Source organism: Streptomyces doebereineriae, from assembly GCF_031845645.1.
GTDB classification, from domain to species: Bacteria; Actinomycetota; Actinomycetes; order Streptomycetales; family Streptomycetaceae; genus Streptomyces; species Streptomyces canus.
The window spans coordinates 47,860-73,365 of sequence record NZ_JAVREZ010000011.1 but is presented as its reverse complement, the minus strand read 5'-3'; the positions used below and the strand labels follow the sequence as shown (position 1 = coordinate 73,365).

15 protein-coding genes are annotated in these 25,506 nt (G+C 70.9%); 3 read left to right on the top strand and 12 right to left on the bottom strand.

What is annotated here, in order from left to right; translation table 11 throughout:
* Window positions 1-17: 17 nt before the first annotated feature.
* The gene (locus RNB18_RS29145) at window positions 18-494 is read right to left on the bottom strand and encodes an Lrp/AsnC family transcriptional regulator (protein ID WP_311717095.1); all 477 of its coding nucleotides are present in this window, start codon (window positions 492-494) and stop codon (window positions 18-20) included.
* Between the two features lie 210 nt (window positions 495-704).
* On the opposite strand from RNB18_RS29145, the gene RNB18_RS29140 reads away from it, so the two are divergent.
* Window positions 705-2,192, top strand: a complete 1,488-nt coding sequence (locus RNB18_RS29140; RefSeq protein WP_311717292.1) for an FUSC family protein — start codon at window positions 705-707, stop codon at window positions 2,190-2,192.
* A 114-nt stretch (window positions 2,193-2,306) separates the two neighbouring features.
* Window positions 2,307-3,338: a lactonase family protein gene (locus RNB18_RS29135; protein ID WP_311717094.1), complete on the top strand. Its 1,032-nt coding sequence runs from the start codon at window positions 2,307-2,309 to the stop codon at window positions 3,336-3,338.
* Window positions 3,339-3,417: 79 nt separating this feature from the next.
* Here RNB18_RS29135 and RNB18_RS29130 read toward each other — a convergent pair whose 3' ends face one another.
* A complete protein-coding gene (locus tag RNB18_RS29130) occupies window positions 3,418-4,341 on the bottom strand; it encodes a sirohydrochlorin chelatase (RefSeq protein WP_280855942.1) in 924 nt (307 codons plus the stop codon).
* Between the two features lie 95 nt (window positions 4,342-4,436).
* Complete coding sequence (locus RNB18_RS29125) at window positions 4,437-5,429, bottom strand: N-acetylglucosamine kinase (protein ID WP_311717093.1); 993 nt, start codon at window positions 5,427-5,429, stop codon at window positions 4,437-4,439.
* Window positions 5,430-5,578: 149 nt separating this feature from the next.
* Here RNB18_RS29125 and RNB18_RS29120 point away from each other — a divergent pair, with 149 nt between their 5' ends.
* Window positions 5,579-6,256 (top strand): uracil-DNA glycosylase, encoded by a 678-nt coding sequence (locus RNB18_RS29120; protein ID WP_057609776.1) that lies wholly within the window; start codon window positions 5,579-5,581, stop codon window positions 6,254-6,256.
* Between the two features lie 45 nt (window positions 6,257-6,301).
* On the opposite strand, the gene RNB18_RS29115 is transcribed toward RNB18_RS29120, so the two are convergent.
* The 9 genes from RNB18_RS29115 to RNB18_RS29075 are packed head-to-tail and all read right to left on the bottom strand — an operon-like array spanning window position 6,302 to window position 25,469.
* Window positions 6,302-9,400, bottom strand: a complete 3,099-nt coding sequence (locus RNB18_RS29115; protein WP_311717092.1) for an alpha-N-acetylglucosaminidase — start codon at window positions 9,398-9,400, stop codon at window positions 6,302-6,304.
* A 20-nt stretch (window positions 9,401-9,420) separates the two neighbouring features.
* Entirely contained in the window at window positions 9,421-10,326 is a 906-nt protein-coding gene (locus RNB18_RS29110; protein WP_311717091.1) for a beta-glucosidase, read from the bottom strand.
* Window positions 10,323-11,267: a hypothetical protein gene (locus RNB18_RS29105; RefSeq protein WP_311717090.1), complete on the bottom strand. Its 945-nt coding sequence runs from the start codon at window positions 11,265-11,267 to the stop codon at window positions 10,323-10,325. The genes RNB18_RS29110 and RNB18_RS29105 overlap by 4 nt, the downstream gene beginning before the upstream one ends.
* Before the next feature lie 5 nt (window positions 11,268-11,272).
* Window positions 11,273-12,721 carry an alpha-L-fucosidase gene (locus RNB18_RS29100; protein WP_311717089.1) on the bottom strand — a complete coding sequence of 483 codons (1,449 nt, stop codon included), beginning with the start codon at window positions 12,719-12,721 and terminating at the stop codon, window positions 11,273-11,275.
* Window positions 12,722-12,732: 11 nt separating this feature from the next.
* Complete coding sequence (locus tag RNB18_RS29095; protein WP_311717088.1) at window positions 12,733-14,880, bottom strand: GDSL-type esterase/lipase family protein; 2,148 nt, start codon at window positions 14,878-14,880, stop codon at window positions 12,733-12,735.
* A 9-nt stretch (window positions 14,881-14,889) separates the two neighbouring features.
* Window positions 14,890-16,110, bottom strand: coding sequence for an SGNH/GDSL hydrolase family protein (locus tag RNB18_RS29090; protein ID WP_311717087.1), 1,221 nt, complete (start codon window positions 16,108-16,110; stop codon window positions 14,890-14,892).
* Window positions 16,111-16,120: 10 nt separating this feature from the next.
* Window positions 16,121-18,127: a TIM-barrel domain-containing protein gene (locus tag RNB18_RS29085; RefSeq protein ID WP_311717086.1), complete on the bottom strand. Its 2,007-nt coding sequence runs from the start codon at window positions 18,125-18,127 to the stop codon at window positions 16,121-16,123.
* 11 nt (window positions 18,128-18,138) lie between these two features.
* Entirely contained in the window at window positions 18,139-21,864 is a 3,726-nt protein-coding gene (locus tag RNB18_RS29080) for a beta-galactosidase (protein ID WP_311717085.1), read from the bottom strand.
* Window positions 21,861-25,469: a beta-galactosidase gene (locus RNB18_RS29075; RefSeq protein WP_311717084.1), complete on the bottom strand. Its 3,609-nt coding sequence runs from the start codon at window positions 25,467-25,469 to the stop codon at window positions 21,861-21,863. The genes RNB18_RS29080 and RNB18_RS29075 overlap by 4 nt, the downstream gene beginning before the upstream one ends.
* Window positions 25,470-25,506: the final 37 nt, after the last annotated feature.

Here is a 25,506-nt window from a genome sequence, read left to right as displayed (position 1 = left end):
CCCCAGGATGTCAAAGATCAACTCCGGGCAGCGCGCCCGACCGACTCCACCAGCGGCAGCAGCCGGTACGCGACCCGCTCCCGCAGTGCCACCTCGGTGCGCGTCCGCACCACTCCCGGCAGGCTGATCACCTTCTGGATCACGTCCTCCAGATGCGCGTTGTCCCGCGCCACGACCCGCGTCAGCAGATCCCCGCCGCCCGCGATCGAGAACGCCTCGACGATCTCCGGCACGGCGGCCAGCGCGTCCCCCACATCGTCGAGCCGCCCCTGGGTCACCTCGATGTGCACGAACGCCAGCACCGGATGACCGAGCGCGGCGGGCGACAGCGAGGGCCCCGTACCGGTGATCACGCCGTCCCGCTCCAGCCGGTCGAGCCGCGCCTGCAAGGTGCCCCGCGCGATGCCGAGAATCCGCGCGTACTCCCGCACGCTCGTCCGTGGCCGCTCCAGCAGCAGTCGCAGGATGCGGGTGTCGAGCTCGTCCACGGCCATGGCGTACGGCCTCCTCGTCGATGGTCCGTTGGCCCGCCGGTGGACGCCCCAGGACCGCTTTCACTGTGCCGATGGCTCAGCATATTCGACCTCACTTGAGCCGACAGCGGCGAGGATGCTGCAATGAGCCCGTCGATGGCGCTGCGGACCCCGCGGCGCCTTTTCCATGCCGGTGTCCAGCCGGTGTCCAAGAGCTTCAGGGGGCGGTACGTGCTGAAGAGGGTGTTCATGGCGGCGGACCCGGGCCGGGCCCGGCTGCGCTTCGCCGCGCGGGCGGTGCTCGGCATCAGCCTCGCGGTCCTGGTGTGCGGTCTCGCGGGACACTCGCTCGCCGGTGCCGTCACCGGCGGCCTCGCCGCGCTGCTCGCCCTGTTCACCGTCACGGACGCCACCGTCCGGGGGCAGGCACTCACCACCGCCCTGCTGCCCGCGGTCGGCCTGCCCGTCCTCGCCGTCGCGGCCGGGCTCCACCACCACCCCGTCGCCCGCGACCTCGTCCTGCTCGCCGTGGTCGGCGCGGGCGTGTACGCCCGGCGCTGGGGCCCGCGCGGGCACAGCCTCGGCGTCTTCGCGTTCATGACCTTCTTCGTGGCGCAGTTCCTGCACGCGACCCCCGACCAGCTGCCCGAGCTCTACGCCGCCGTCCTGCTGTCCCTGCTCACCGCCGCCGCGGTCCGCTTCGGCCTGTGGTGCTACGAGCGCCGGCTTCCCCCGGCCCCCGTGCCCGCCCCGCCCGCCGGGACCGGCCTGGCCCGTGCGACCACCCGCCAGGCCGTCCAGGCCATGGCCGGCGCGGGTTTCGCCCTCGTCGTCGGCCAGCTGATCTCCGGGCAGCGCTGGTACTGGGCCGTCGGCGCCACCTGGTGGATCTTCGTGAACACCACCTCGCGCGGCGAGACCCTGGTGCGCGGCTTCCGCCGGGTCCTCGGCACGGTGATCGGCATCGGTCTCGGCCTGCTCGTCGCCGTACCGCTGCACGGGGCGCCCACGCCCACGGCCGTCCTGCTCGCCGTCTGCGTCTTCGGCATCTTCTACACGGCCGCCGTCTCGTACACGTGGATGATGCTCTGGGTCACGCTGCTCGCCGAGCTCCTCTACGGCCTTCTCGGCGTCCTGAACCCCGGACTGCTGGCCCTGCGGTTCGCGGAGACCGGCGTGGGCGCGGTCGGGGCCGTCCTCGCGGTGCTGTTCGTCCTGCCGATCACCACGCACACCGTCACCGACGCCTGGATCCAGCGCGCCCTGCGCTGCGTCCGCACCTGCACCGCCGAGGCCGCCGCCCGCCTCGCGGGAGTGCCGGGCGCGGACCCGGCCGTCCGCGTGGCCGAACTGGAGCAACTGCTCGGCAGGGTCCGCCTCTCGGTGGCCCCGCTGGTCCACCCCCTCAACCCGATGCCGGCCCGCAAGCGCCGCGCCTGCCGTGTCCTCGCCCTCCTCGACGACTGCGCCCGGGAGATCCGGGGCCTGGTCACCGTCGCGGCCGACCCCGAGGCCTCGCACGACGCCCGCCTGACCGCCGCGTGCCGACGGGTGGAGGCCGCTGTGGAGGCCCTCACCGACGGCAGGGACTTCCCGGTGGCAGACCGCCCCCTCGCCGAGGAACCCGCACTGGCCCATCTGCACGGACTGGAGAGGGCGCTCGCGGAGCTGGCCGCGCCCTTGCGCACGCCGACCGGCTCGCCGCTGGTGGGCGCCTGAACCCACCCCGCCAGGTCCGCGACCGGCCCGTGAATTTTTACCGGCTCTGGTCTAGACCGGTGCTGATCGACTGCTACCGTCGCCCCGAACGGCACAGACCGAGAGGGGACGACTGTGGCAGACGGCGGCGGGCGGGGACGGGCCTACATCGGGTCGTTCACGGCGGCGGGAGGCCCCGGCATCGTGACGGCGGCGGTGGCCCCGGGCACGGGTGCGTTGAAGGTGCTGAGCGGCCTGAACGGCGTACGCGATCCGTCGTATCTGGCTCTGTCGGCCCACGGGGACGTGCTGTACGCGGTCAGCGAGACGGCCGAGGGCGCGGTGGCCGCGTACCGGGTGAGCGGCGACCGGCCCGAGCCGGCCGGCCCGCCGGTGCCGGTCGACGGGAACGGGCCCACGCACCTCGCCGTGCACGCCGGACACGTCCTGACCGCCAACTACGGCTCCGGCAGCGTCACCACCGTGCCCCTGCGCGCCGACGGCTCCCTCGCGGGTGCCCCCTCCGGCGTGCTGCGCCACACCGGTTCGGGCCCGCACACGCCCCGCCAGCAGGGCCCGCACGCCCACCAGGTGCAGCCCGACCCGAGCGGGCGGTGGATCGTCAGCGTCGACCTCGGCACGGACTCCGTGCGGGTGTGCACCCTGACGGACGGCGCGCTCGACATACACCGCGAGGTCGCCCTGCGCCCCGGCTCGGGCCCCCGCCACCTGGCCTTCCATCCCGACGGGACCCGTGCCTACGTCCTCAACGAGCTCACCCCGACCCTCGTCACCTGCCGCTGGGACGCCGAGGAGGGCTCCCTGAAGCCCCTGAGCGAGATCCCGGTGCTGGCGGGCGCCCCGGAGGGCGACGCCTACCCGTCGGGCGTCGTCACGTCCTCCGACGGCCGTTTCGTGTGGACCGCCACCCGGGGCGAGGACGTCCTGTCCACGTTCGCCGTCGAGGGCGACGACCTGCGGCTGGTCGGCACGGTCATCTGCGGCGGCCGCTGGCCCAGGGCCCTCACGGAGTCCGGCGGCTTCCTGTACGTGGCCAACGAGCGCTCCGGCGAGGTGACCTGGTTCGCCGTGGACCCGGCGACCGGACTGCCCAGGTACGAGGGCTCGGTCGAGGTCCCGGCCGCGTCCTGCGTGGTCTTCGACTGATCCGCCGCCTGCCACACCGAAGGGCCCGCTCCGACGGATGGAGCGGGCCCTTTCGGTGACACGGTCGCAGGGGGCGCGCTCAGCGCACCGGTGCGCCCTGCGCCTGCTGCGGGGCGATGCCCAGCGCGGTCGTGTACTTGGCGAGGACGAGCTTGCCGATCGCCGGGTAGGGACCGAGCGGCTCGGCGGCGGAGCAGCCGGCCTCCCTGGCCGCCTCCTCGATCACGGCGGGATCGATCTCCGGCCCTATCAGGTACGGCGCGAGCGCCAGCTGCTGTGAACCGGAGGACCGCAGCTGATCGGCGATGGACGCGATCGAGCCGTCCTGGTCGAGCGCCGCCGCCATCACCGGCACGGCGAGACGCGCGGCGAGCAGCATGCCGGTGATCCCGGCCGCCTGCACGGCCTCCTCGCCGCCCACCGCGCCCAGGATGATGCCGTCCGCGGCTGTCGTCACGGCGAACAGGCGAGCGCGGTCGGCACGGGCCAGCCCGGCCTCCGACAGACGTACATGCAGCGCCTCGGCGAGCAGCGGGTGCGGGCCCAGCACATCGGTGAGGTCGGCCGCGATCCGGCTGTCCATCACCGCCTGGCGGATCCGGCGCAGCAGCGCGCTGTCCGGACCGGCGAGCAGTGGCACCACGACGGCGACGGGGCCGTCGGGCTCCTTGACGTCCATCCCGGCGGCCTTAGCCTGCTCGTAACGGGCGGTGCGCTCCTCGGCGGCATGGGTCAGGACGGCCTGAAGCGTGGGGAACTCCGAGTCGTCCCCGTCGAGGTACCCGATCCGCGCGTCGAGGCCGGGGAGCTCGGAGCGGGCGATGCTCACGACCTCCTCGGCGAGGCTGCGCGTGGCGGCCGCGGGCGTGCCCGGAACCGCGAGGACGAGCGCGGGCGCGCCCTCGGGAGCCGCCAAAGGCTCGGGTCGGCGGTGCCGCCCGGGCTGGCGAGGTCGCGGCATTCGTACTGGCAGGCCGGACGCGGGCCCAGTGGGGGAGCTCATGGCGACGCATGTTACTGGCTTCCGGGGCTCCCCTGTTCGGGGAGGGTGCAGGTGAGCGGTATCCGTCCGGTTTTGTCTGATGAGTTACGTCCGCTTCAGCCCCTCTTTGGGGTCACGACGTACAACATCGACTCGTCCCTCGGAAGAGTGAGCGAGCCTCGCGCCAGTTCTGTGGCGATCTGTACGGATCCCTCCAGCGGCCCGCCCGCCGCCGTGACCCGCCGGGCGTGCGGCAGTCGCCGCCTCAACTCCTCCTCCAGCGGTACGACGAGGGCGGCACCCATCCTGAACAAGCCACCGGTGAGGCTGACATGTGCCTCGCCCTCTCCGGGACAGACCGCGGCCGCCGAGTCCGCCATGTGCCGGGCCGCCTCGCGCAGGATCCTCTCGGCGACCGGGTCGCTCCCGGCGCAGGCCGCCACTTGGGGCGCGAAGGAGGCGAGCACGGCGGGCCGGTCCGTACGCGGGTACAACCTGCCGGGCAGTTCCCGCACCGGTCCGAACGACTCCTCGGCCAGGGCCAGCAGCGCCGCCGAGCCCCCGGATCGCCCGTCGTGGGCCCGCAGCGCGGCCTCCAGCCCGGCCCGCCCGATCCACGCGCCGCCCCCGCAGTCGCCCAGCAGATGACCCCAGCCGTCCGCCCGGCGCCAGGACTCGAGGTCGGTGCCGATCGCGATGAGACCGGTACCGGCCGCGACGACCGCACCCGGGCGCGGACCGAGAGCGCCGGTGTAGGCCGTCACCGCGTCCGCGACGAGCGCGACGGTCCGGACCCCGAACTCCCTTTCCAGCGCGCCGGGAAGTTCGGCCCGCAGCGCATCCCCCAGGGTCGCGAGACCGGCCGCCCCGACGACGGCGGTGTCCAGTCCGGTCACCCCCGCCTCGGGCAGCAACGCCCTGACCATGGGCGTCAGTTGCTCCATCAGGTGCCCCGGGTCGATCCCGCGCGCACCCGTCCGCACGGGCTCCCGGGACTCCCGCGGGGCCGTGTGCCCCCGGCCGGGCGCGCCGACGACGACCCGCAGGCCGGAGCCGCCGGAGTCGACGGCGAGGAACCCTTTCCCCGTACCGGTCCCGTGAAGTGACAAGCTCCCCGCCTTCCCGGTGACCGATGCGTGGTCTGCTCGACCGGCTCCAAGATCTCGACGAGGAGGAAGAATAGCGCCGGGAGCGGCGCCCGTGTGCGAGGGCTTCTGTGTGTGCCGGGCCCCGGTGCCTGCCAGTAGAGTGACACGCCGTGGCACCACGACCCTTGCACGAACTCGTTGAAGCAGGCTGGGCGAAGGCTCTCGAGCCCGCGGCCGAACGCATCGCCGCCATGGGGGACTTCCTCCGGGCCGAGATAGCGGCGGGCCGGACCTACCTGCCGGCCGGGGCGAATGTCCTGCGGGCCTTCCAGCAGCCCTTCGACGACGTCCGCGTTCTGATCGTCGGTCAGGACCCCTACCCGACGCCGGGGATGGCGATCGGGTTGAGTTTCGCGGTCTCGCCCGAGGTGCGTTCCCTGCCGGGCAGCCTGGAGAACATCTTCCGGGAGATGCACTCCGACCTGGGGCTGCCCCGGCCGTCCAACGGCGATCTGACCCCGTGGGCCGAGCAGGGAGTGCTGCTGCTCAACAGGGCGTTGACGACGGCCCCGCGCAAGCCGGGCGCGCACCGCGGCCAGGGCTGGGAGGAGGTCACCGAGCAGGCCATCCGGGCGCTTGCCGCTCGGGGGAAGCCGCTGGTCTCGGTCCTGTGGGGGCGTGACGCGCGCAATCTGCGGCCGCTCCTGGGGGATCTTCCGGCCATTGAGTCCGCTCATCCCTCGCCGATGTCGGCGGACCGCGGATTCTTCGGCTCGCGTCCGTTCAGCCGGGCCAACGATCTGCTGCTGCGGCAGGGTGCCCAGCCGGTGGACTGGCGACTGCCGTAGGCCCCCTCCACCGCGCGGTGGAGGGGGCGTCGCGGTCACCGCGATTCAGGTCACCGTGAATCCGTCGAACGTGGCGATGCCCCGTCCGTCGGTCCAGCCGTTGGCCGCGGTCATGAAGACCCCGATGTCCTGTGCGGCGGCCGCGCCTGACGGCGTGGCCGTGCCCACCGTCGTCCAGTTGACGCCGTCCGTGCTCGCCTCACCGGTGTATGAGGCGCCGGACCGGGTCAGCCGCAGCCGCACCGGCGCGGTGAAGGAGCCCGACAGTTCGATCGAGTCGAAACGGCCGTCTCCGTCCGCGTCCCAACTCAGCGCGCAGCCGTTGGACGGTGTGATCGCCAGGTTCACATAGCCCGCGGACCCCTGGGTGCCCAGGTCGTTGCGGACGATGAGGCCCGCTCGTGCCCAGCCCCCGGACGCGTCCTGGGACGTGACCGTGACCTGGGCCACCGTTCCGTCCTTGTACCCGCCCGCCCGGTACGCCGCCCCGAACTCGTTGGTGCCGCCCCACAGGTCGGCCCCCGCGCCCTCGATGGCGATCTCGTCGCCGGCCTGGCCGAACACCGCGTCGTTGTAGGAGACCGTGCGGTACGGGTCACCGACCCCGGCCGCGGCCATCAGCCGTACCGGCGCCACCACCTTTCCGCCACCCGCGTACACCGCCGCCGCGACGACCGTGCCGACCAGTTCCGTGGGCGCACCCGCCAACGAGACCTCGAAGCGGGCGACCAACGTTTCGCCGGATGCCACCGACGCCTTGCTCACCGGATCGAGCGGCTTCACCGCCATGCCCTCGGGGGCGGTGACGGAAAGGGTCACGCCGCGTGCCGCCGTGAAGCCGTTCCTGTTGGTGAAGGTGACCGTCACCGTCGCGGGCGTGCCCTCGGCCACCGCTCCCCGGTCGACACCCGCCGTGAGGGCCGCCTGGTAGGGAGTGCCGGCGAGCAGGTCGCGCACGCTGCGGGCCAGGGCGTAGGGGGAGCCGTGGGGATCGGTCGGGTACGTCTCGTGGGCGTGCGCCCAGCGGTCCTCCAGGGCGAACCAGTCGATCGTCGCCGGGTCCTTTCCCGTGGCGAGCGCGTTGAAATACGTCTGCCAGCGGGTGCGGTACAGGCCGCCGACCAGTCCGGACCACTCCCGGTTCGCGTAGTCGTGCAGGCCCTCCTCGCTGCTTTCGCGTCCGCCCCAGGTGGTGATGAGGGAGCGGACGTCGTACTCGAGGCGGTCCTTCTCGGCCCGGTCGGCGCCCCAGGAGCGCGCGTCGGCGAGCCACCGCCCGAGCAGATGCGGGCCGGAGGTCGCCAGCAGGTCGTCGAGGAGGTCCATCCAGCTCAGCCAGGTCTTGGTCAGCTTGCCGAACAGGGCCTTGTCCCCGGCATCGTGGGCGGCCTTGATCTGCGGCAGCAGGACCCGGCTGCGGTTGGACAGGACCTGCCGGGCCACGTCGACGACGTCGTACCGGTAGGCCGAGCTGTCCCTCAACTCCGCTCGTACCGCGAGGAGTTCGGTGAGCGCGGCGTCGAACGCCGTGGTGTCGTAGCGGTCCTTCTCCGGCCCCCAGGCGGCGGCCTTGTTCGCCGTCAGGCTCGGACGGGCGCCGAACAGGCCGTCGGGTGCCTCGCTCCAGGAGTCCGCGCGGGACATGTTGTACGCGGTGTCGCGGATCGTCTGCCAGGCCGCCGCCGCATGCCGGTCGGGGCCGCCGTAGCGGGAGAGCGCGTACGCGGCGAACCAGTCGTCCAGGTCCACGGTGCCGGGCGTCCAGGCCAGGTCGGTGAGGAGGGCGAGCGCGGGCGCGTTGTTGTCCGCCCCCTCGGGCATCGCCGCGATACCGGCGAGCGCACTGCCCTTCTTGTCACGCCACTTGGGGTACTGATCCACCCAGTCCGGGGCGTTGGCGCCGATCGGGGTGTGGCCGCCGAAGTTCCAGATGCTGCCGAAGGCGTACGGGGTGCCGCCCCAGTCGCTCTCCCGGTCCGTGACGGTGGTGTAGCGGTCCGACAGGCCGTCCACGATCAGCATCCGGCTCTTGTCGACGCCGTCGAGCAGTTCCTTGGCCGGGTTGTTCTGCCAGCCGAGGATCGCCCAGACGGCCCCCGGGTGGGCTTTCTGCAGGGCCACCTCGACGGCCTTGGCAGCCTCGCCCACCGGCACGTCACCGGCGTTGCCGCCCTCGTGCAGCAGGTCCATCTTGTACATCGTGCTCCCGCCGAACCGCTCCTTCTGGGCACGGTAGAAAGCGGCGGCCACGTCCTCGAAGGCCGTGGTGCGCGGGTCGAGCCAGTCGGGGCGTTTGAAGGCGCCCCAGGTGCCCTGCGCCACCACCGCCGCGTCGCCGCCGTGCCTGGCGGGGAAGTCGTCCGGGACGCTGCCGTAGTAGCCCGGCAGGACCGGCGTCATGCCCAGGTCACGTACCCGGTCGATGATCTTCTCGGCGAGCACGGCACGCTTCTCGATGAGCTGCCGGGAGACGGGCCCGCCGAAGCCCGACATGTTCTGCAGCAGCCACCAGGGCTGGCGGGCGGGGGCCGGGATCCAGGCGCGCATCTCGGCGTCGCTGTAGCCGAACTGACGGAACGTGTCGTAGTAGACGGCGTCGCCGCCCATGTAGACGAGGACCCGGTTGACCCCATGTACGGCCAGCACGTCCAGCTCGTACTGCCAGGCGTCCCAGTCGCGGTAGGCGCCGGTGTAGCCCTCGTTGGTGTCGTTGAAGGCGAAGCGGTGCGGCACGTTGGCCGTTCCCGTGATCTCCGCGGCGGGCGCGGGGAGGGTGCGCGGCAGGTTCAACTGCTCGCCGGTCCAGGAGACGGAGGCGTGCGCGGTCCGCCGCAGGTAGGTGTGGAGGCCCGCTAGCAGTACGGCGGGGCTGGTGCCCTCCACCGTGATCTGCCCTGCCCGGCCGGTGACCCGGAAGCGGTCGGTGCCGTCGGCGACGGCCCGCAGCGTGAGCTGCCGGTAGTGGTCGGGAAGCAGCCGCTTCACAGCGGCCGCGGCGGGCGCGGTGTCGAAGAGGGCTCCGCCCGCCGCGTACGCGCCCTGCGGGAAGGGCAGCAACGCGGCACCGCCCAGCACCACCGCGCCCGTGAGGATCCGTCTGCGGGTGACGCCTGGGAGGTCGATGTCGCCTCGGTTGTCGTGCATGAACGTCCTTCCGGCCGAGCTCAGTTGATCGTCGTGATCGTCATGGCGAAGATGTGCAGGGCGGCGGCGCCCGCCTGGATGCCGTCGCTGACCTTGGGCAGGACCACGGAACGCAGTTCCTTCCCAGCTGTCAGATCGACCCCGAAGGTGAACAGGCTGACGGGGTTGTCGTCACGGCCGGAGCTGATGTGGCGGTAGGGCAACACCACCGCGGCGGAGGAGTTCGCGCCGTACCAGTCGGGGACGTCGACCGAGAACGCCTGCTCGGTGCCGTCGGCGTAGACGACCTTGCCGTCACCCTTGCCGTCGCCCCAGGTGCTGGTGCCGAGGAAGGACAACCGGGAACCGGAGCCGGACAGCAGCACCGTCTGGCCGGAGGAGACGACGTTGTCCTGGCTGCCAGGCCGGGTGTCCGGCCAGGTGAAGGGCACCCCTCCGTAGGTGACCGTGGCACCCGGGGTCAGTCCCACCGACGCCAGCGCATCGGCGGACAGGCTGGAGTTCGAGCCGTCGATGTTCGCGGCGGTGAGGTCGTCGGCGGAGGAGATCCCTGCGTTGTCGAACGCCTTGGACAGCGAGCGGTACGGCAGCAGGACGGGGGTGGTGGCACGGGTGCAGTCGGAGCCGTGGCGGTGCACGTCGAAGAGGGCGTGCGCGGTGAACACGACCCGGCCCTCCGCGTCGTCGGCAAGCCGGGTCCGCCAGGTGCGGGTCACCGACCGTCCGGGGGCGAGGTCGCCCAGGCCGTCCTGTTCGGCGGAGTCGTCCACGGCGAGATAGAGCACGGTGCCGCGCAGCGCGATCGTGGTGGAGTTGGTGAGGGTGGCCGTCAGGGTCACGGTCTTGCCGGCCTCGGGTGCGGCCGGGGTCACGATGAGCGAGACGGGCGGCGAGAGGAAGTCCTCCTCGGGACGGTAGGCGATCACGACGCCTCCACGGTGAAGTGGTCGAACACGGCCTGGACCGTCGTGCCGGGGTAGTTGAGGTTCACGGCGCTCGCCACCACGCCCGCGTCCAGGGCGCCGCTCGCGGAGGGCACGGTCGCGCTCGCGATCTCGTTCCAGGAGAGGCCGTTGTTGATACTGGTGTACGCGGTGTAGGCGGTGCCGGAGCGGACCAGGCGCAGCAGGGCGGGGTGGGTGGAAACGCCGCCGCCTGCCCAGGTGTCGAGGTGGCCGTTGCCGTCGCTGTCGGTCATGAACTCCACGCCGTACGACTTCGACATGGTGAGCACGGCGTAGCCGCCCTTCTCCGGGGCGGTGAGGTCGTTGGCGACGGCGATCCCGTACTTGGCGGTGGGGTTGTCGCTGCCGGTGAGGCTGACCGTCTCGACCTGCACCACGCTCGACTCGGCGGCGGATCCGGGAAGGAGGATGCCCCCCTTCTCGTCGGTGCCGCCGGAGAAGTCGCGGCCGCCCGCCCAGATCACCAATTGGCTGCCGTACTGGCCGAACTTGACGTCGTCGGTGGTGGCGAACGTCCGGTACGGGTCCCGGACCTCATTGGGCTCGTAGGGCACCGTGAACGTCTTCACGGACCGCGCGCAGTCGCTGCTGTTGTCGTCGACGTCGAAGACCAGGTGCGCGGTGAACGACACGTCCCCGGCCACGTCGGCCGGCATCGCCGTCTCCCAGCGCCGGGTTGTCTTCGCGCCGCGCCCCAGGTCGCCGAGCGGGATGGTCTTCGCCGCCGTGGTGGCGCCGGGGTTGATCAGATGGAGCACGGCGTTGCGGAGCGGGAAGGGGCAGTCGTTGGTGAGGACCGCGGTGGCGGTGACCGTGTCACCACCGGCCGGCTCGGCCGGCTGCGTGGTGACGGTGAGGGTGGGGCCCAGGGTGTCGAACTGGGTACCGTTGCTGATTCCCATGCCGCTCACCGGGCCCAGTCGACGGTGAAGACATTGGCGATGTCGCTGGGCACGGAGGACGGGACGGTGATGTTGATCTTTCCGTCACGGCGGGTCCACCGCAGACTCCCGCTCGTGCCGAGCAGCCGGACCCGGGACATGGCGCTGATGGGGATGTCGCCGGGTACCGAGAGGGTGCCGCTGGGCTTGCCCAGCACGATGATGTTGAACTTGCCGGGTGAGACGGTGTAGCGGATGCCGAGCGGCGTGCCCTCCTCTTCCGCCCGCACCCAGGGCGTCGACCCGTAGATCGCGGGGCCGTTGACGTTCAGCCAGGCGCCGATGTCCTTCAGCCGCTCCTGCATGATCTCGGGGATCGTGCCGTCCGGCTTGGGGCCGATGTTGAGCAGCAGGTTGCCGTTCTTGCTGACCACGTCGGCGAGCAACTGGATCAGGAACTCGGAGGTCTTGTAGTCCTCGTCCGGCTCGTGCTTGTTGTAGCCCCAGGAGTAGCCGATGGTCATGCAGCACTCCCACTTCTGGGGGTCCATCGTGGGGTTGGTGCGCTGCTCGTACGTCGCGAAGTCGAAGTGGGTGTCGAACCGGTCGTTGATCACGACACCCTTGGGGTACTTACGGTTCTTGGCTTGGTTGTAGTAGTGGGCCATGGGTTCTTCGCTGCGCCACGGCGGGTTGCCGGTGGGCCGGAACCACTGTCCGTCGGCCCAGAGCAGCTCCGGGTCGTAGCGGTCGATGATCTCGTACAGCTGCTTGAGCTCGTAGTCGCCGACGTAGTCCTGGACCGGCTTGTAGCCGGTCATCGGGATCTCCTGGTCGGTGTAGAAGTTGCGCATCGGCCGGCCGATCGCCGGGTTGAAGAACTCGCCGAGCGAGTAGTACAGCCCGGGCCGCACGGTGCCACGTTTGCGGGCCGCGGTCATCAACTCGCCGACCAGGTCACGCTTCGGGCCGTACGCCACGGAGTGACGGTCCGTCACCTGACTTGGGTAGAGGGCGAATCCGTCGTGGTGCTTGCTGGTCAGCGCGAAGTACTCGGCGCCCGCCTGCTCGAACAGCTTCACCCAGGCGTCGGGGTCGTACTTCTCGGCCTTGAACTGGGGGATGAGGTCGTCGTAGCTGACGTTCTCGCCGTAGGTGTCGCGGTGGTACTTCCACTCGGCGGTGTCCTTGGTGCTCTGGTACCACAGGTACCACTCGGAGGCGCTTCTCGGTGTCGCGCCGCCGATCACCGAGTAGATGCCCCAGTGGACGAAGATGCCGAACTTGGCGTCCTTGTACCAGCGCGGCACCGGGTGGGTGTCGAGGGATGCCTTGGTGGCCTGGTAGTCGGGAATGCCCGGGGCCCCGGACGTGGCCCCTTGCGCGAGCGCCTGGGCGGTGCCGGGCGGGGCGAGCAGCACCGCGCCGCCGAGGGCGGCCGCGGTGGTCATGAAGTGTCTGCGGTCGACTGCCATGAATGTGCCTCTCAGGCGTGCGTGGAGAAGGAGTCGAAGAGTGCTGTCGTGATCTGGCCGGGGTAGTTGAGGTTGACCGCGCTCGCGACCAGACCGGCGTCGCCAGTACCGCTCGCGGAGGGAACGGTCGCGGTGGCGACCTGCTGCCAGGCGGTGCCGTCGGAGCTGGCGTACGCGGTGTAGGCGGTGCCGTCGCGGACGAGCTTCAGCCAGGCGGGGTGGTACGAACTGCCGCCCCCTGCCCAGGTGTCGAGCTTTCCGTCGCCGTCGCTGTCGGTCAGGAACTCCAGGCCGTACTGCGCGGACATGGTGAGCAGCGCGTAGCCGCCGGCCTCGGGCTTGGTGAGGTCATTGGCCACGGCGATGCCCGCCTTGGCGGACGGGCCGCTGCCGGTCTGACCGACGACCCGGGCGGTCACCGTGCCGGACGGCGGCGCCGCGTCGGCGAGGTAGACCGCCGCCTTCTCGTCCTTCCAGCCGGACAGGTCCTGGCCGCCCGCCCAGATGGCGAACTGGTCGCCGTTCTGCGCGTATTGGGCCTCTTCGGTGGTGGTGGCGGTCGTCTGATACGGCGCCCGGACCTCGGACGGAGCGGGGGTCACCGTCGCGTCCACGCTGTCGGAGTCGCGCCGGGTACGGCCGTCCTGGACGAAGGAGGTGCGTACGCCGATCTCGTGAGTGCCCCAGGTGGTGTCGGCCGCGGGGGTCACCGTCCAGGTGACGGTGGCGCTCTCGCCCGGAGCGAGGGAGCGGGTCCGCGTGCTGTCGGCCGGTTCGGCGGACCAGCCGTCGGGGAGATCGAGGCGGGTGCTGACCTGAGTCACCGCCCTGGGACCGGTGTTGGTGACGGTCGACGTGATCTCTGTGCCGTCGCCACCGGCTTGCAGGGTCGGCCGGTACGGCGTGAGCCGGACGCGAGCCGAGGGGCAGTCCCGGGCCACCCGCAGTCCGGCGAGGTCGACCGCGTCGGCAAAGGCCTTCATCCCGACGTCGTTGGGGTGCAGATGGTCACCGGAGTCGAAGGCGGCGCCGTAGCGGGTGGGGTCGTCCGGGTCCCGTACGGCCTTGTCGAAGTCGGCGTAGCCGTCGAAGACGCCGCCGTCGCGTACGAACGTGTTGACCTTCTGCCGGTCGGCCTCCTTGGCCTCGGTCCACCAGTCGCCCCAGCCGCGATACGGCACGACCGTCGCGCCGATCACGCGCAGCCCGCGTTCGTGGGCGCGGCGCACGATCTCCTTCATGCCGTCGATCACCTGATCACCGGTGGCGCCGCCCCAGCTGAGGTCGTTGACACCCTCGAACAGGATCACCGTCCGGGCGCCCGGCTGCGACAGCACATCGCGCTCCAGCCGGTCCAGCGCCGACGGGTTGCCGTCGACACCGGCCGTGATCCGGTTGCCGCTGATGCCCTCGTTCAGCACCCCGGCGGTGGTCGAGCAGGCCGACAGCCGGCCCGCCAGGTAGTCGGGCCAGCGCCGGTTGGCGTTCGAAGTCGAGGCCGCGCCGTCGGTGATGGAGTCGCCGAGCGCGACCACGGAGCCGGCCGCGTTTCCGCCCTGTACGTCGACGCCGGTGAGGAACGGGAAGGTGGAGTCGGTCTTGGTGAAGGCGTCCCCGTCGGCGTCCGAGGCGTGGTCGCCGCCTCCGTCGGGCGTCCAGTAGACGGTCTGGAGGCCCATCCAGTGCTGGCTGATGTGGGTGAGCCGGCCGGGGAAGTACAGACTGACGACCAGGTCGCTGCGGGCGGGCACGGTGAGCTGGACCTGATCGCTGGCCGCCTGCTCGCCGGCCGCGATCGTCACCCCGCTCTTCCCGCCGAACCGCAGCTTCTGCGGCTTCGCGACGGCCGAACCGCCATCACGAAGTCCGACCGTCGCGTGTCCGATCGTCACCGGCTCGGTGGTGAAGTCGTTGGTCAGGCGGATGCGCACGCTCGACCCACCCGCACTCACCCGTACCGGGATCCGGACCGTCACCTCGGAGGTGCCCGGGTCGTACGCGGCGTGCTGGGCGGTCGCCCACGTCCCCGTCCAACCCGGCTGTACGGTCTCGGCAGCGGCCGGCGCCACCGGAAGCAGGGCTGCCACGGTGGCAGTCAACGCCGTGGCCAGGACCGCGAATCTTCGGTGCCCCCGCAGGTGTTCAAGCCGTCTGGACACGGTCCCTCCTCAGGAACAGCCGCGGCCGAGGCCGAGCGACGTCAGGTCGATGGAGTCGGCGAATGCCTTCATGCCGGCGTCATTGGGATGCAGATGGTCACCGGAGTCGTAGGCCGCGCCCAGCCGCTGCGGATCCGCCGGATCCCGGACCGCCCGGTCGAAGTCGGCGTAGTCGTCGAAGACCTTGCCGGAGCCCCGGACGAACGCGTTGACCTGCTGTCGCCGCGCCTCCGTCTCCTCGCTCCAGCCGCCCCAGGTGAAGTCCTTGTACGGGGTGATCGTGGCGCCCACGACCCGCATCCCGCGCTGGTGCGCCCGGTCGGCGATCTCCGTCATCCCGGCGATGATCCGCTCGGCACTCGCCCCGCCGAGATCGTTGATCCCCTCGAAGAGGATCAGGGTCCTGGCGCCCGGCTGGGAGAGCACGTCCCGTTCGAGCCGGTCGAGCGCCGAGGGGTTGGTCTCGGTCCCGGCGGTGATCCGGTTGCTGGTGATGCCCGCGTTGAGCACTCCGGCGCCGGGCAGGCAGGCGTTGAGGCGGGCCGACAGCAGATCGGGCCAGCGCTGGTTCGTGTCGGCCGTCGAGTAGGACCCGTCGGTGATCGAGTCGCCGAGCGCCACCACCGCCCCGGTCCTCGGCGCGGTCACGTCGACGCCGCTGAGGAACGGCCAGCTTGTGGTGGTCCAGGTGTAGGCGTCGCCGGAGGTGTCGGCGGCGTGGTCGCCCGCCCCGTAGTCGGTCCAGTACACGGTCTGTTGCGCCCACCAGTGATCGGTGATGTGTGTGACCTGGCCGGGCAGATGGAGACTGACGACCAGGTCGGTCAGGGCCGGCACGGCGAGTCCGACCGGATCGCTCACAGCCTGGCCGCCCGCCGGGATGGTGACCCCGCGCTTCCCGCCGAACCGCAGGTCGTACGGGCGCGCCACGGCGGAGCCGCCGTCGCGCAGGCCCACCGTTGCGTGCCCGATCGTCACCGGGTCGGTGGCGTAGGCGTTGGTCAGCCGGATGCGCACGGACGAGCCGCCGACGCTGGTGTGCACCGGCATCCGTACCGTCACCTCGGACATCCCCGAGACCGTGTAGTGCTCACTGGCCGCCGTCGCCCAGGTCCCCGTCCAGCCGCGCCCGTCGCCTTGCTGACCGGCCTCGGCGGGTGCCACCGTCCCGGCCACGACGGCCGAGACCGCCAGGAGCAACGCCGCGAGCCTGCCGCGTATCCCATGCATCTGACGCCCCTTACTGTTCCGCTTGCTGTTCCGCGCCGGTGCGCGCAAGCGCCTGGTACGCCTTGGTGGCGCCCTCGGCCCTGAGGTTCACGAACGCTGGGGTGACGCCGAGCGGCGCCGCGTATCCCCTGAGCGTCACGGGGCCGCGGACGACCTTGCCGTTGGTGACGTCACGCCACGTTCCGGTGGGCAGGAAGACGTCCCGGGTGGTGCCTTCGTCGAGCTTCGGTGCGGCCAGCACGGCCGGGCCGAGCATCCACTCGTCGGCGACCGTGTAACTCGCCTCGTCCTTCGGGAAGTCGAAGAACAGCGGCCGCATGATCGGATCGCCGGTCTTCAGGGTGCTCTGCACCTGGTCCCAGATGTAGGGGGCGAGCTTCTCGTGTGTCTTGATCGCCTGCCGGTAGAGGTCGACCGTCTCGCGGTCGTAACCGACCCACTCGCCGGTCGTCGCGTCCCGTACGCCGGTGGGGGAGGTGGAGGCGTACATCAGGGGCATCAGGGAGGCCGCCTGTGCCCAGCGGGCCAGTACCTGCTTGGTGGGTGGCGGGTAGCTGAGCGAGCCGCCGATCATGTCGGTCTCCACGAACGGGTAACCGATCGTGGAGACCGCCAGGTTGGCCGAGACCGCGGCGCGCAGCCCCGCGAAGGTGGTCGGCTTGTCGGCCGTGCGGGTGGCGAAGCCCTTGGCCTGCGCGGCGTTCCACGCGACCCGCAACCCCGCCCCCTGCTGGTCGAACTGGTCGGCCAGCTCGGTGCCGTACTTCACGTAGTCGGCGCGGGTGGCCCCCGGGTAGGGGGCGCACCGGTCGTCGAAGAAGGCGGTGTCGAACTTGAAGCCCGCCACCCCCAACTCGCTTGTCTGGGCCCTGAGATCGTCGGTGTACCACTGCCGGGCGGCCGGGTTTGCCAGGTCGATCAGCCCGGTCTGGCGGCCGTTCCACCAGGTGAACAGGCACGGCTTGGACGGGTCGGACGGGTCCTTCAGCAGATAGCCGTTGTCGACGGCTTCGGAGAAGTTGGCGGCGGTCTCGGGCATGTACAGGCCCGTCCACATGCCGAGGTCGAAGCCGAGGCGGCCGAGTTTCCTGGACAGCGCGGGCAGATCGGGGAAGCGTTCGCCGAAGTCCGCGGCGATCACGCTCTCCTCGATCTGCACCGCGTGCCCGCCGAGCCCGGCGCCGGCCAGCGCACGGGCCCAGGCGAGGACGTTCTCCTGGGTCTGCTCACCGTAGAGCTGCGCCCAGGAGTTCCAGAGCGGGGTGGCGTACTGCTCGTAGGGGGTGTCGGAGCGTTCGGGCTTGCCGACCAGCGCGATGTGGTCCCGGTACACCTCGGCGGGGGTGTCCTCCACGAACACCGTGGAGGCGGCGGGTCGGTCTCCGGTGACGGTGAACTCGCCGAGCCCGTTGCCGCCGGAGTTGATCCGCACGTCCATCGGGTCGCTGGTGTCCGCCCACAGTCCGGTGGCGCTGGAGGTGTACCAGAAGGGGGAGACCACCTGGTACGACGCCGGGCTGAACCCGGTGTCCACCACCTGCCCGGAGTCCAGCGGCCACGGCTGGACCGTCTGGTCGCTGTTCTCGCCGTGCCCGTACCAGTGCCCGGCGCTGCTCAGGTCGTACGCCGTGCTGAGCGCGTCGGCCCGGGCGCCCGACAGGGTCCAGTTCACGTCGTACCGGTCGGAGCGCAGGGTGATCCGCAGATCTACGGTGACGCCCGGCAGGTCGGTGGCGGCGGTGACGCGCAAGGTGTTGCCGTCACGGGTGCTGCCGGTGACCTCCCGGACGATGTGCCAGTCGGCGCCGATCCGGAACCGGAACGCCGCGGGCGCGGTGGCCAGAACGGTCCGGCCCGCCCGTACGGTGGTGACGGTCAACCGCTCCGTGGCGACGCGCAGTTCGTAGGCGGGTGTCGTGACGGTGACCGGCCCGGAGCCGGCGGCAGCCGGCGCCGTACCGAGCAGCGGGGCGGCCAGGGTCAGCGCCGCCGCGCCGCAGCGGACGGTTCGTTTCACCGTAGGCGACATCAAGCACCGCCGCCGCATGTCAGCTTGGCGTCGGCCCAGTCGGCGTGGTCGAGGGCGTTGCCGTCCCCTGCGTCCGAGACGACGAGTTCGAGCCGCCGCGCGCCTGCCACGTCGACGTCGATGTTCTTCGTCGCGGTGTCCCGGTCGACGGTGCCGCTCTCGTAGACGGGCGTTCCGTCGGCGAGGACGGTGTAGGTGACGGTGGCCGGGCCGTCGGACCGGCCGTAGGTCTCCTGGTCGAGGCCGAGCGAGGCGTGGAAGGTGGTGCAGGTGCCGCCGAGCCACACCTGGACGCTGCTGGCGGCGTGGGTGCCGAGGCCCTGCTGGTAGACGGTGTCGTGAAGCGTGAGCGGCAGGCCGTCGCCCTCGGCGTTCTCACCGACGGACTGGTCGCGTTCGACCGGGCCCCAGCCGTTGCTGCTGGAGGCGAACGGCAGATCGCTGACGTAGTGTTCGCCGGCCGTGAGTGGCGGTGGCTGCGCCGCCATCACCTGTTCCCCGGTCACCGAACCGGGCTTGCCGCCCCGGGTGAAGTCGGCGGTGGCGCGGAGAATCGCGACGGTGGCGGTCTTCTGGTCGGCGGGTACGGTGACGGTCCACTGGGCCTTCGCCGAGGCACCCGGTTCGAGAGTGCCGAGTTCCACCGGGTCGCCCGGGGTCGCGGTCCAGCCCTCCGGCAGCTTCGGGCTCAGGGTGAGACCGTTGAGCGTCTTGCCGTTGCCCGGTACGGAGGCCGTCGCCGTGACCTGGTAGCTGTTGCCCGGCTCGACGGTGTCGGGGGCGTCGACGGTCACCCGCGCCGGGGTGGCCGGGTCGGCGTAGGTGGCGGCGTCGTAGGCCGGGGCGGCCACATCGGCGACCCGCAGCGAGGACGTGACATTCCCGAGCGTGGTGAGGCCGACCTTTCCGAGGCCGCCGCTCTTCGCGTCCTCGCTCCACGAGGCGATGGCGATGGTGTTCTTGCCGTCGCCACGCAGGATGCCGTTGGGGATGGGGAAGGTGTGCTGGGGGCCGGTGTCGTTGACGTAGTTGCCCATCAGCCAGCCGTTGACATAGATGAGGGCGCGGTAGTTGCGGTCGGGGTTGTCGGTGATCGTGACGCCGACGGAGACGTCCTGGCCCTTGGGCAGCTGGGGGTTGAAGGTGGTGCGGTACCAGGCGATACCGGGAGCGGTGTCACTCGTCGGCAGCGTGGCCGCGTCCCACGACCCGTCAGGGAATCCGGGCAGGGTCCAGCCCGAACGCTCCCCGTACAGACCGCCGTTGTTCATGTGCCCGCGCACCGGGTCGAGGGGCTTCTCGCCGCCCCGTGCACCTTGGATACGCCAGGTGATTTGCGCGTCGGACCCGGCCAAATACGCCGTGGTCAGGCCGCGCGGCTGCTTGTGGTCGTCGCTGTTCCAGGTGAAGTCCTCGTTGTGGCCCATGGTGCCGACCAGGACGGAGACCACGTTCTCCTTGCCCTTGTGCAGCAGGCCGTCGGCGATGGGGAAGGTCTTGCGGCCGGTCTGACTCGTCCCGGCGAACTTCCCGTTGATCCACACCGAGTACGCGCCCACCGCCGCCGAGCCGGTGTCCGGGTTGGTGGCGTAGGCGGTCAGGGACAGGGACTTCTCGGTGCCGGTGGCCTTGAAGCGGCCCCGGTACCAGACGTAGCCGTAGTGGTAGCCGTACTCGTCCTGGTAGAGCACCGGCAGAGTCCCGGGCTTGGTCGGGTTGTCGGTCGTCAGCTTGTCGGCGTAGGTCCAGGACGAGTCGTCGAAGCCGGGGGCGGCCTCAGGTGTTTCGGCGGACGTCTTCCAGCCGGTCAGCTCGGGGAGCTTGACGTCCTTGGGGCCGGGCACGGTGCCCAGCAGGCTGCCGGAGGAGGTCGGTTTCACGCTCAGGGGTGCGCCGTTCCAGGTGACGTTCCGTACGCCGGACGGGGCGAACACCTCCAGCGGGCCCGTCTTCTTCGCGTCGCCGGTGAGGGCGAGCGTCGTACCCAGGCCGGTGACGGACGCCGTGCGGACCAGTTCGGTGCCGCGTTCCAGGACCGGACCGGCTGCCGTGTCCTGCCGCCAGAAGCCGGCGGCCTGGTCGTCGGTGCCGATGAGCAGCAGCAGGTCGGGGCGGCCGGCGCTCTGGACGAGGACTCGGGTGAGTCCGGAGTGGGTGTAGTCCAGCTTCAGATCGCCGCGCTCGGCGTCCCAGGTCGCGTCCGCCTTGCCGTCCAGCACGGTGACCTTGGGCTTGGCGGAGTAACGGAGCATCGTCTGTCCGGGATCGCCCTCACCGCCGTACAGCACGGCTTGTGTACGGCCACCGGTCTTCGCGCTGGTCAGCAGCTCGCTGGTGGAGTAGACGAGCCGCTGGCCGCCACCGAGGTCGTGGCCGGCGACGAGGATCTTGCCGGTCTTGCCGTTGAGCCGTGCGGTGACCGGATAGGTGCCGTCCGGGGTCTTCCAGTCGAAGGTGGTGGTGGCGTCGGCGTCGGCCATCGGGTCGCTGTGCCGGAGGTAGAGGAACTGGGTCTTGGTGTCCGGGTTGGCACGCGCCTCGATGTGCACGGCGTCGTTGGACGAGGCGGGGGCGTCGGCCGGATCGGTGGCCGTGAGCGGGGCGGTGGTGGTGTAGAAGAGGCCCTGCCGCTTCATCTCGTCGTAGTCGGCGCCGGTCTGGCGCGGCTCGCTGATCGGTGCGCCGTAGTCGTACGAGGTGTAGACCTGGCGCGGGTCGGCGAGCCAGCCCCAGTTGGTGCCGCCGTAGGTCATGTACAGGTTCTCGATCGTCGTGCCCTGCATGACCTCGTGCTTGTTGACGATCTTCTGGTAGGCGGGGCCCATCTTCTCGGGGCACTTCTCGTAGCCGGTGTCGCCCCAGGTCTGGAACCAGCCGGTGCCCGCCTCGAAGATCGACAGCGGGGCGTCGTCCTGCTGCCGCTCGAGGGCGGGCAGCCACCACTCGCCCTTGCAGAAGGAGTTGTACTGGTCCAGCTCGCCGACGAAGTCCAGGCCCTCGCCACCCGCGTACTGCGGCATCGGCTCGTTGCCGACGAGGGGCACGGTGATGCCGTCGGCCCGTACCTGCTTGGAGAGATCGACGATGTAGTCGCGGCCTTCGGGGTCGTACAACTCGTTCTCGACCTGGTAGAGCAGCACCGGTCCGGTGCCGTTCGTGACCTGGTGGCGGGCGAGGATCTTGTCGATCTGCTTGAGCCACTCGCGGGCGGCGTCGAGGTACTCGGGGTCGCTGGAGCGGGCCTGTCCCTTCTGCGTCATCAGCCAGCCGGGGAACCCTCCGCCGTCCGTCTCGGCGTTGATGTACGGGCCGGGCCGGGCGATGACATAGAGCCCGGCCTCCTCGGCCATGTCGAGGAGCTTGTCGACGTCACGGATCCCGGTGAAGTCGTAACGGCCCTTCGCGGGGGAGTGGTAGCCCCAGTCGAAGTAGATCGAGACGGCGTTCATGCCGCTCGCCTTGATCTTCTGGAGCACGTCACGCCACAGGTCGGGGCTGGGGAGCCGCCAGTAGTGGAACTCCCCGGACCAGACGAAGAGCCGCTTGCCGTCGACCTTGACGGAGTACTTGTCGTAACTGACGGTGTGGGGCGTGGGCTTGGCTGCCGCGGCCTCAGCCGGGACCGTGGCGTGTGCGGGCACCGCGGCGGCGAGGACCGCGAGCAGTACGGAAGCCAGCGCCGCGGACAGCAGGGCTCTCAGCCGTCCGACTCGGGCGAGGTTCACGAGGAGCCTCCCGCGCAGGTCAGCTTGGCGTCGGCCCAGTCGGAATGGTCCGAGGAGACATCGCCGGCACCGTCGACCAACAGGTCCAGCCAACGGGCGTCGGTCACATCCACGTCGATGTCGGTGCCTCCGTCGGAGCCCCGCACGACCGGGGTTGTGATGAGAGAGCGGCCGTCGGCGATCACCTGGAAGGTGACGCTGCCGCCGTCGCCGACCTCGTCGTCCACCCCGGCGGTCGCGGTGAAGCGGGTGCAGCCACCGCCTAGATAGACCCGGACCTGGCTGTTCGCGTGCACGCCGAGGCCCTTGGCGTACGTGGTGCCGCCGATGCTCAGGGGACGACCGTCACCCGCCGCGTCCTCCCCGTTGGAGGAGTCCTTCTCCACCGGACCCCAGCCGTTGACCGCCTTGACCAGGGTCAGGTCGCTCACATAGGCGTCGGCGGACAGCGCGGGCGGCGGCACCTGTACGGCGCGCACACCGGTGACGGTCCCCGGACGGCCGGGTTGGGTGAGCTTGGCGGTCGCGGACAGGACCGCGTAGTGGACCGGGTCACCCAGCGGGGTGACCGCGTAGTCCGCGGTCACGGTGCCGCCGGGCCGGACCTGGTCGAAACGGGTCGGGTCGTCGGTGGTCGCGGTCCAGCCGTCCGGGACCTTCAGCGCCAGCGCGACGTTCGAGGCCGTCGGCGCGTCCTTCGGCACGCTGAGGGTGACGGGGACCTTGGTCGCGGTGCCGGTGGCCAGGAACGGGTCGGCGTCGATGGTGACCCGGGCGCCCGCGGTCGGCATCGCGTAGGTCTTGGCGTCGTACGAGGGCGCCGAAACCGTACCGACCTTGATCCCGCCCGCCGAAGCGCCGAGGTCGACGAGCTTGGCCGAGCCGGGGCCCGCGCCGGCCTTGGTGGACCACACGGCCAGGGCGATGGTGTTGTCGCCCTGCTCACGCAGGAGGCCCTTGGGGATGACGAACCGGGTCTGGGGTCCGGTGTCCGGCAGATAGCGGCCGATCAGCCAGCCGTTGACGAAGATCTCGGCGCGATAGCCGGTGCTGCCGCCCGTGGGTTCGGCGAGGTCCAGCGCGAGCGCGTTGTCCTGGCCCTGCGGCAGGTCGAGCCGGGCGGAGGTGCGGTACCACCGCACGCCGGGCTCGGTCTTGGCTGCCTGCCCGGAGAGAGTGGTGCTCTTCCAGCTGCCGTCGGGGAAGCCCGGCAGCGACCAGCCGGCCCGCTCCCCGTAGAGCCCGCCGTTGTTGTACGGGCCCCGGGCGGTGTCGACCGGGTCCTCGCCGCCGCGGTTGCCCTGGATCTTCCAGGTGAGGGTGGAGGCCCCGCCGATCACCTCGGCACTGAGCAGCCCGCGCGGCTCCTTGGAGTAGTCGTGGCCCCATTCCTCGTTGTGGCCCGCGTTCTCCACGAGGACGGAGAGGACGTTGTCCCCGCCGTCCGAGGCGGCCTTCAGCGTGCCCGCCGGGATGTCGAAGCTGTGCGCGCCGTCACCGGAGCCGCCGAGGTAGCGGCCGTTGAGCCAGACCGCGTACTGGCCCGTGTTGCCGGTCTTGGCGTCGAGTGCGAGCGCGGTCGCGGCACCGGTGGTCTTGAACCGGCCGCGGTACCAGACGTTGCCGTGGTGAAAGCCGTACTCGTCCATCGCGAGGACCGGCAGCGACCCGGCCAGCGCCGCGTTGTTGGCGGTGAGGTGGTCGGCGGTGGTCCAGGTGGCGTCGTAGAAGCCGGGAGCGGACTCCGGCGCCTCCTCCTTGTACTTCCACGTCGTCAGCTTGGGCAGTCCGACCGGGAGCGGCGCCTGGGTGACGGCGACATCGCGGCCGTTCCAGGTCACCTTCTTGGCGTCCGCGATGACCTCGATCTTCGCGGCCTTGGTGGAGTCGCCGGTCAGTTTCAGGGTGCCGTCCGCCTGCTCGGCCGTACGGACGAGGGACGGACCGCGTACGAGGACCGGGCCCGCGGCGGTGTCCTGCCGCCACCAGTGAGCGGTCTCCGCGGTGTCGGCGATCAGCAGTTCCATGCCGTTCACCAGCACCCGGGCCAGGCCCTTGTGCGTGTAGTTCAGGCGGAGGTCACCACGTTCGGCGTCCCAGGTGGTGGTGACATCGCCGTCGAGGACCTTGACCTCGGGGCGCTCGGCGTACCGGAGCACGGTCTCGCCGGCCTCGCCCGCACGCCCGTACAGCAGCGCCACCTCCCGGTCGCCGATCTTGGCGTGCGTCATGATCTCCGAGGTGGAGTAGACGAGCCGCTGGTTCTCGCCCAAGTCGTAACCGGCGACGAGGAGTTTGGCGTCCCGGCCGTCGACCGTGATCGCTCCCTGCTGCGGTACACGCGGGTAGTCGCCGTCGGCGCCCTTCAGCGACAGGGTGGTCTCGTCCTTGTCCTTCACACGGGTGTCGGCGTGCCGAACGGTGAAGAACTGCGTGCCGTCGTCGGGGTTGACGCGCCGGTCGATGCGCAGGGCGTCGTCGGTCGGGGTCGGGGCCTCGGCCTTGTCGGTGCGCGCCAGCGGGGTCACCGAGTTGACCATGTAGCCCAGGCGCTTGAACTCCTGGTACTTGTCCGTCAGTTGGCGGGACTCGTTGATCGGCGCCCCGTAGTCGTACGACGTGTAGACCGCGTTGGGGTCGGCGAGCCAGCCCCAGTTGGTGCCGCCGTACGTCATGTAGAAGGACTGGCCGCTCACGCCGGCGGCGATGTTCATCTTGCTGAACACCCGGGTGAAGTCGGTGCCGGTGAGCTTCGCGCAGTCCTGGTATCCGGTGCCGCCCCAGGGGTCGAAGGCACCGCCCTGTGCCTCCGGGATGATCAGCGGGGACTCGGGCTTCCACTCGTTGACGTACGAATAGTCGGGCAGGTTCTTCCAGGTGTCGGGGTCCTTGCAGTCGAAGCCCTGCGGGTAGGCGTCGAAGCCGTAGATGTCCGGTGCACCCTTGCCGCTCACCCAGTTCTGGTTGGCGCCACCGTCGTTGACGAAGGTGGGCACATCGATGCCGTCCTCCTTCGCCCAGTCGATGAGGGTCTGCATGTAGTCGGCGTCGTGGCGACCGCCCTGGTACTCGTTCTCGATCTGGTACAGGATCACCGACCCGGTGCCACGGGTGAGTTGGTGGCGGGCGATGATCGGGTTGATCCGGCTCATCCACTCCCGGGCCGCCTTCATGTACTCCGGCTCGGAGGTACGGTTCACGCCGGCCTGCGTGGACCGCCAGGCGGGCATGCCGCCGCCGGAGACCTCCGCGTTGATGTACGGGCCCGGTCGGGCGATCACATACAGGCCCGCGCGCTCGGCCTCGTCGAGCAGCCGCTCCACGTCACGGGTGCCGGTGAAGTCGTAGGAGCCCGGCTTGGAGGAGTGGTAACCCCAGTCGAAATAGAGCGAGACCGCGTTGAATCCGCCCGCCTTGATCTTCTGCAGGACGTCGCGCCACGCGTCGGGGCTGGGCAGCCGGAAGTAGTGGAACTCGGCGCCCCAGATGTACAGGGGCTTTCCGTCGACCAGTACGGAGTGCTGGTCGTAGGTGACGGTGTGCCGCGCCGGGGTCTGTTGCTCCGCCTGGGCCGGTGTCACGACACCCGCGCCGGACAGGGACATGGCAGTCAGCGCTCCGGCAAGCAGCAGAGATCTCCAC

Coding starts and splice junctions, on each gene's coding strand:
- RNB18_RS29145 (WP_311717095.1), bottom strand. CDS start 494: ATGGCCGTGGACGAGCTCGACACCCGCATCCTGCGACTGCTGCTGGAG.
- RNB18_RS29130 (WP_280855942.1), bottom strand. CDS start 4,341: ATGAGCTCCCCCACTGGGCCCGCGTCCGGCCTGCCAGTACGAATGCCG.
- RNB18_RS29115 (WP_311717092.1), bottom strand. CDS start 9,400: ATGCACGACAACCGAGGCGACATCGACCTCCCAGGCGTCACCCGCAGA.
- RNB18_RS29105 (WP_311717090.1), bottom strand. CDS start 11,267: ATGGGAATCAGCAACGGTACCCAGTTCGACACCCTGGGCCCCACCCTC.
- RNB18_RS29100 (WP_311717089.1), bottom strand. CDS start 12,721: ATGGCAGTCGACCGCAGACACTTCATGACCACCGCGGCCGCCCTCGGC.
- RNB18_RS29090 (WP_311717087.1), bottom strand. CDS start 16,110: ATGCATGGGATACGCGGCAGGCTCGCGGCGTTGCTCCTGGCGGTCTCG.
- RNB18_RS29075 (WP_311717084.1), bottom strand. CDS start 25,469: ATGTCCCTGTCCGGCGCGGGTGTCGTGACACCGGCCCAGGCGGAGCAA.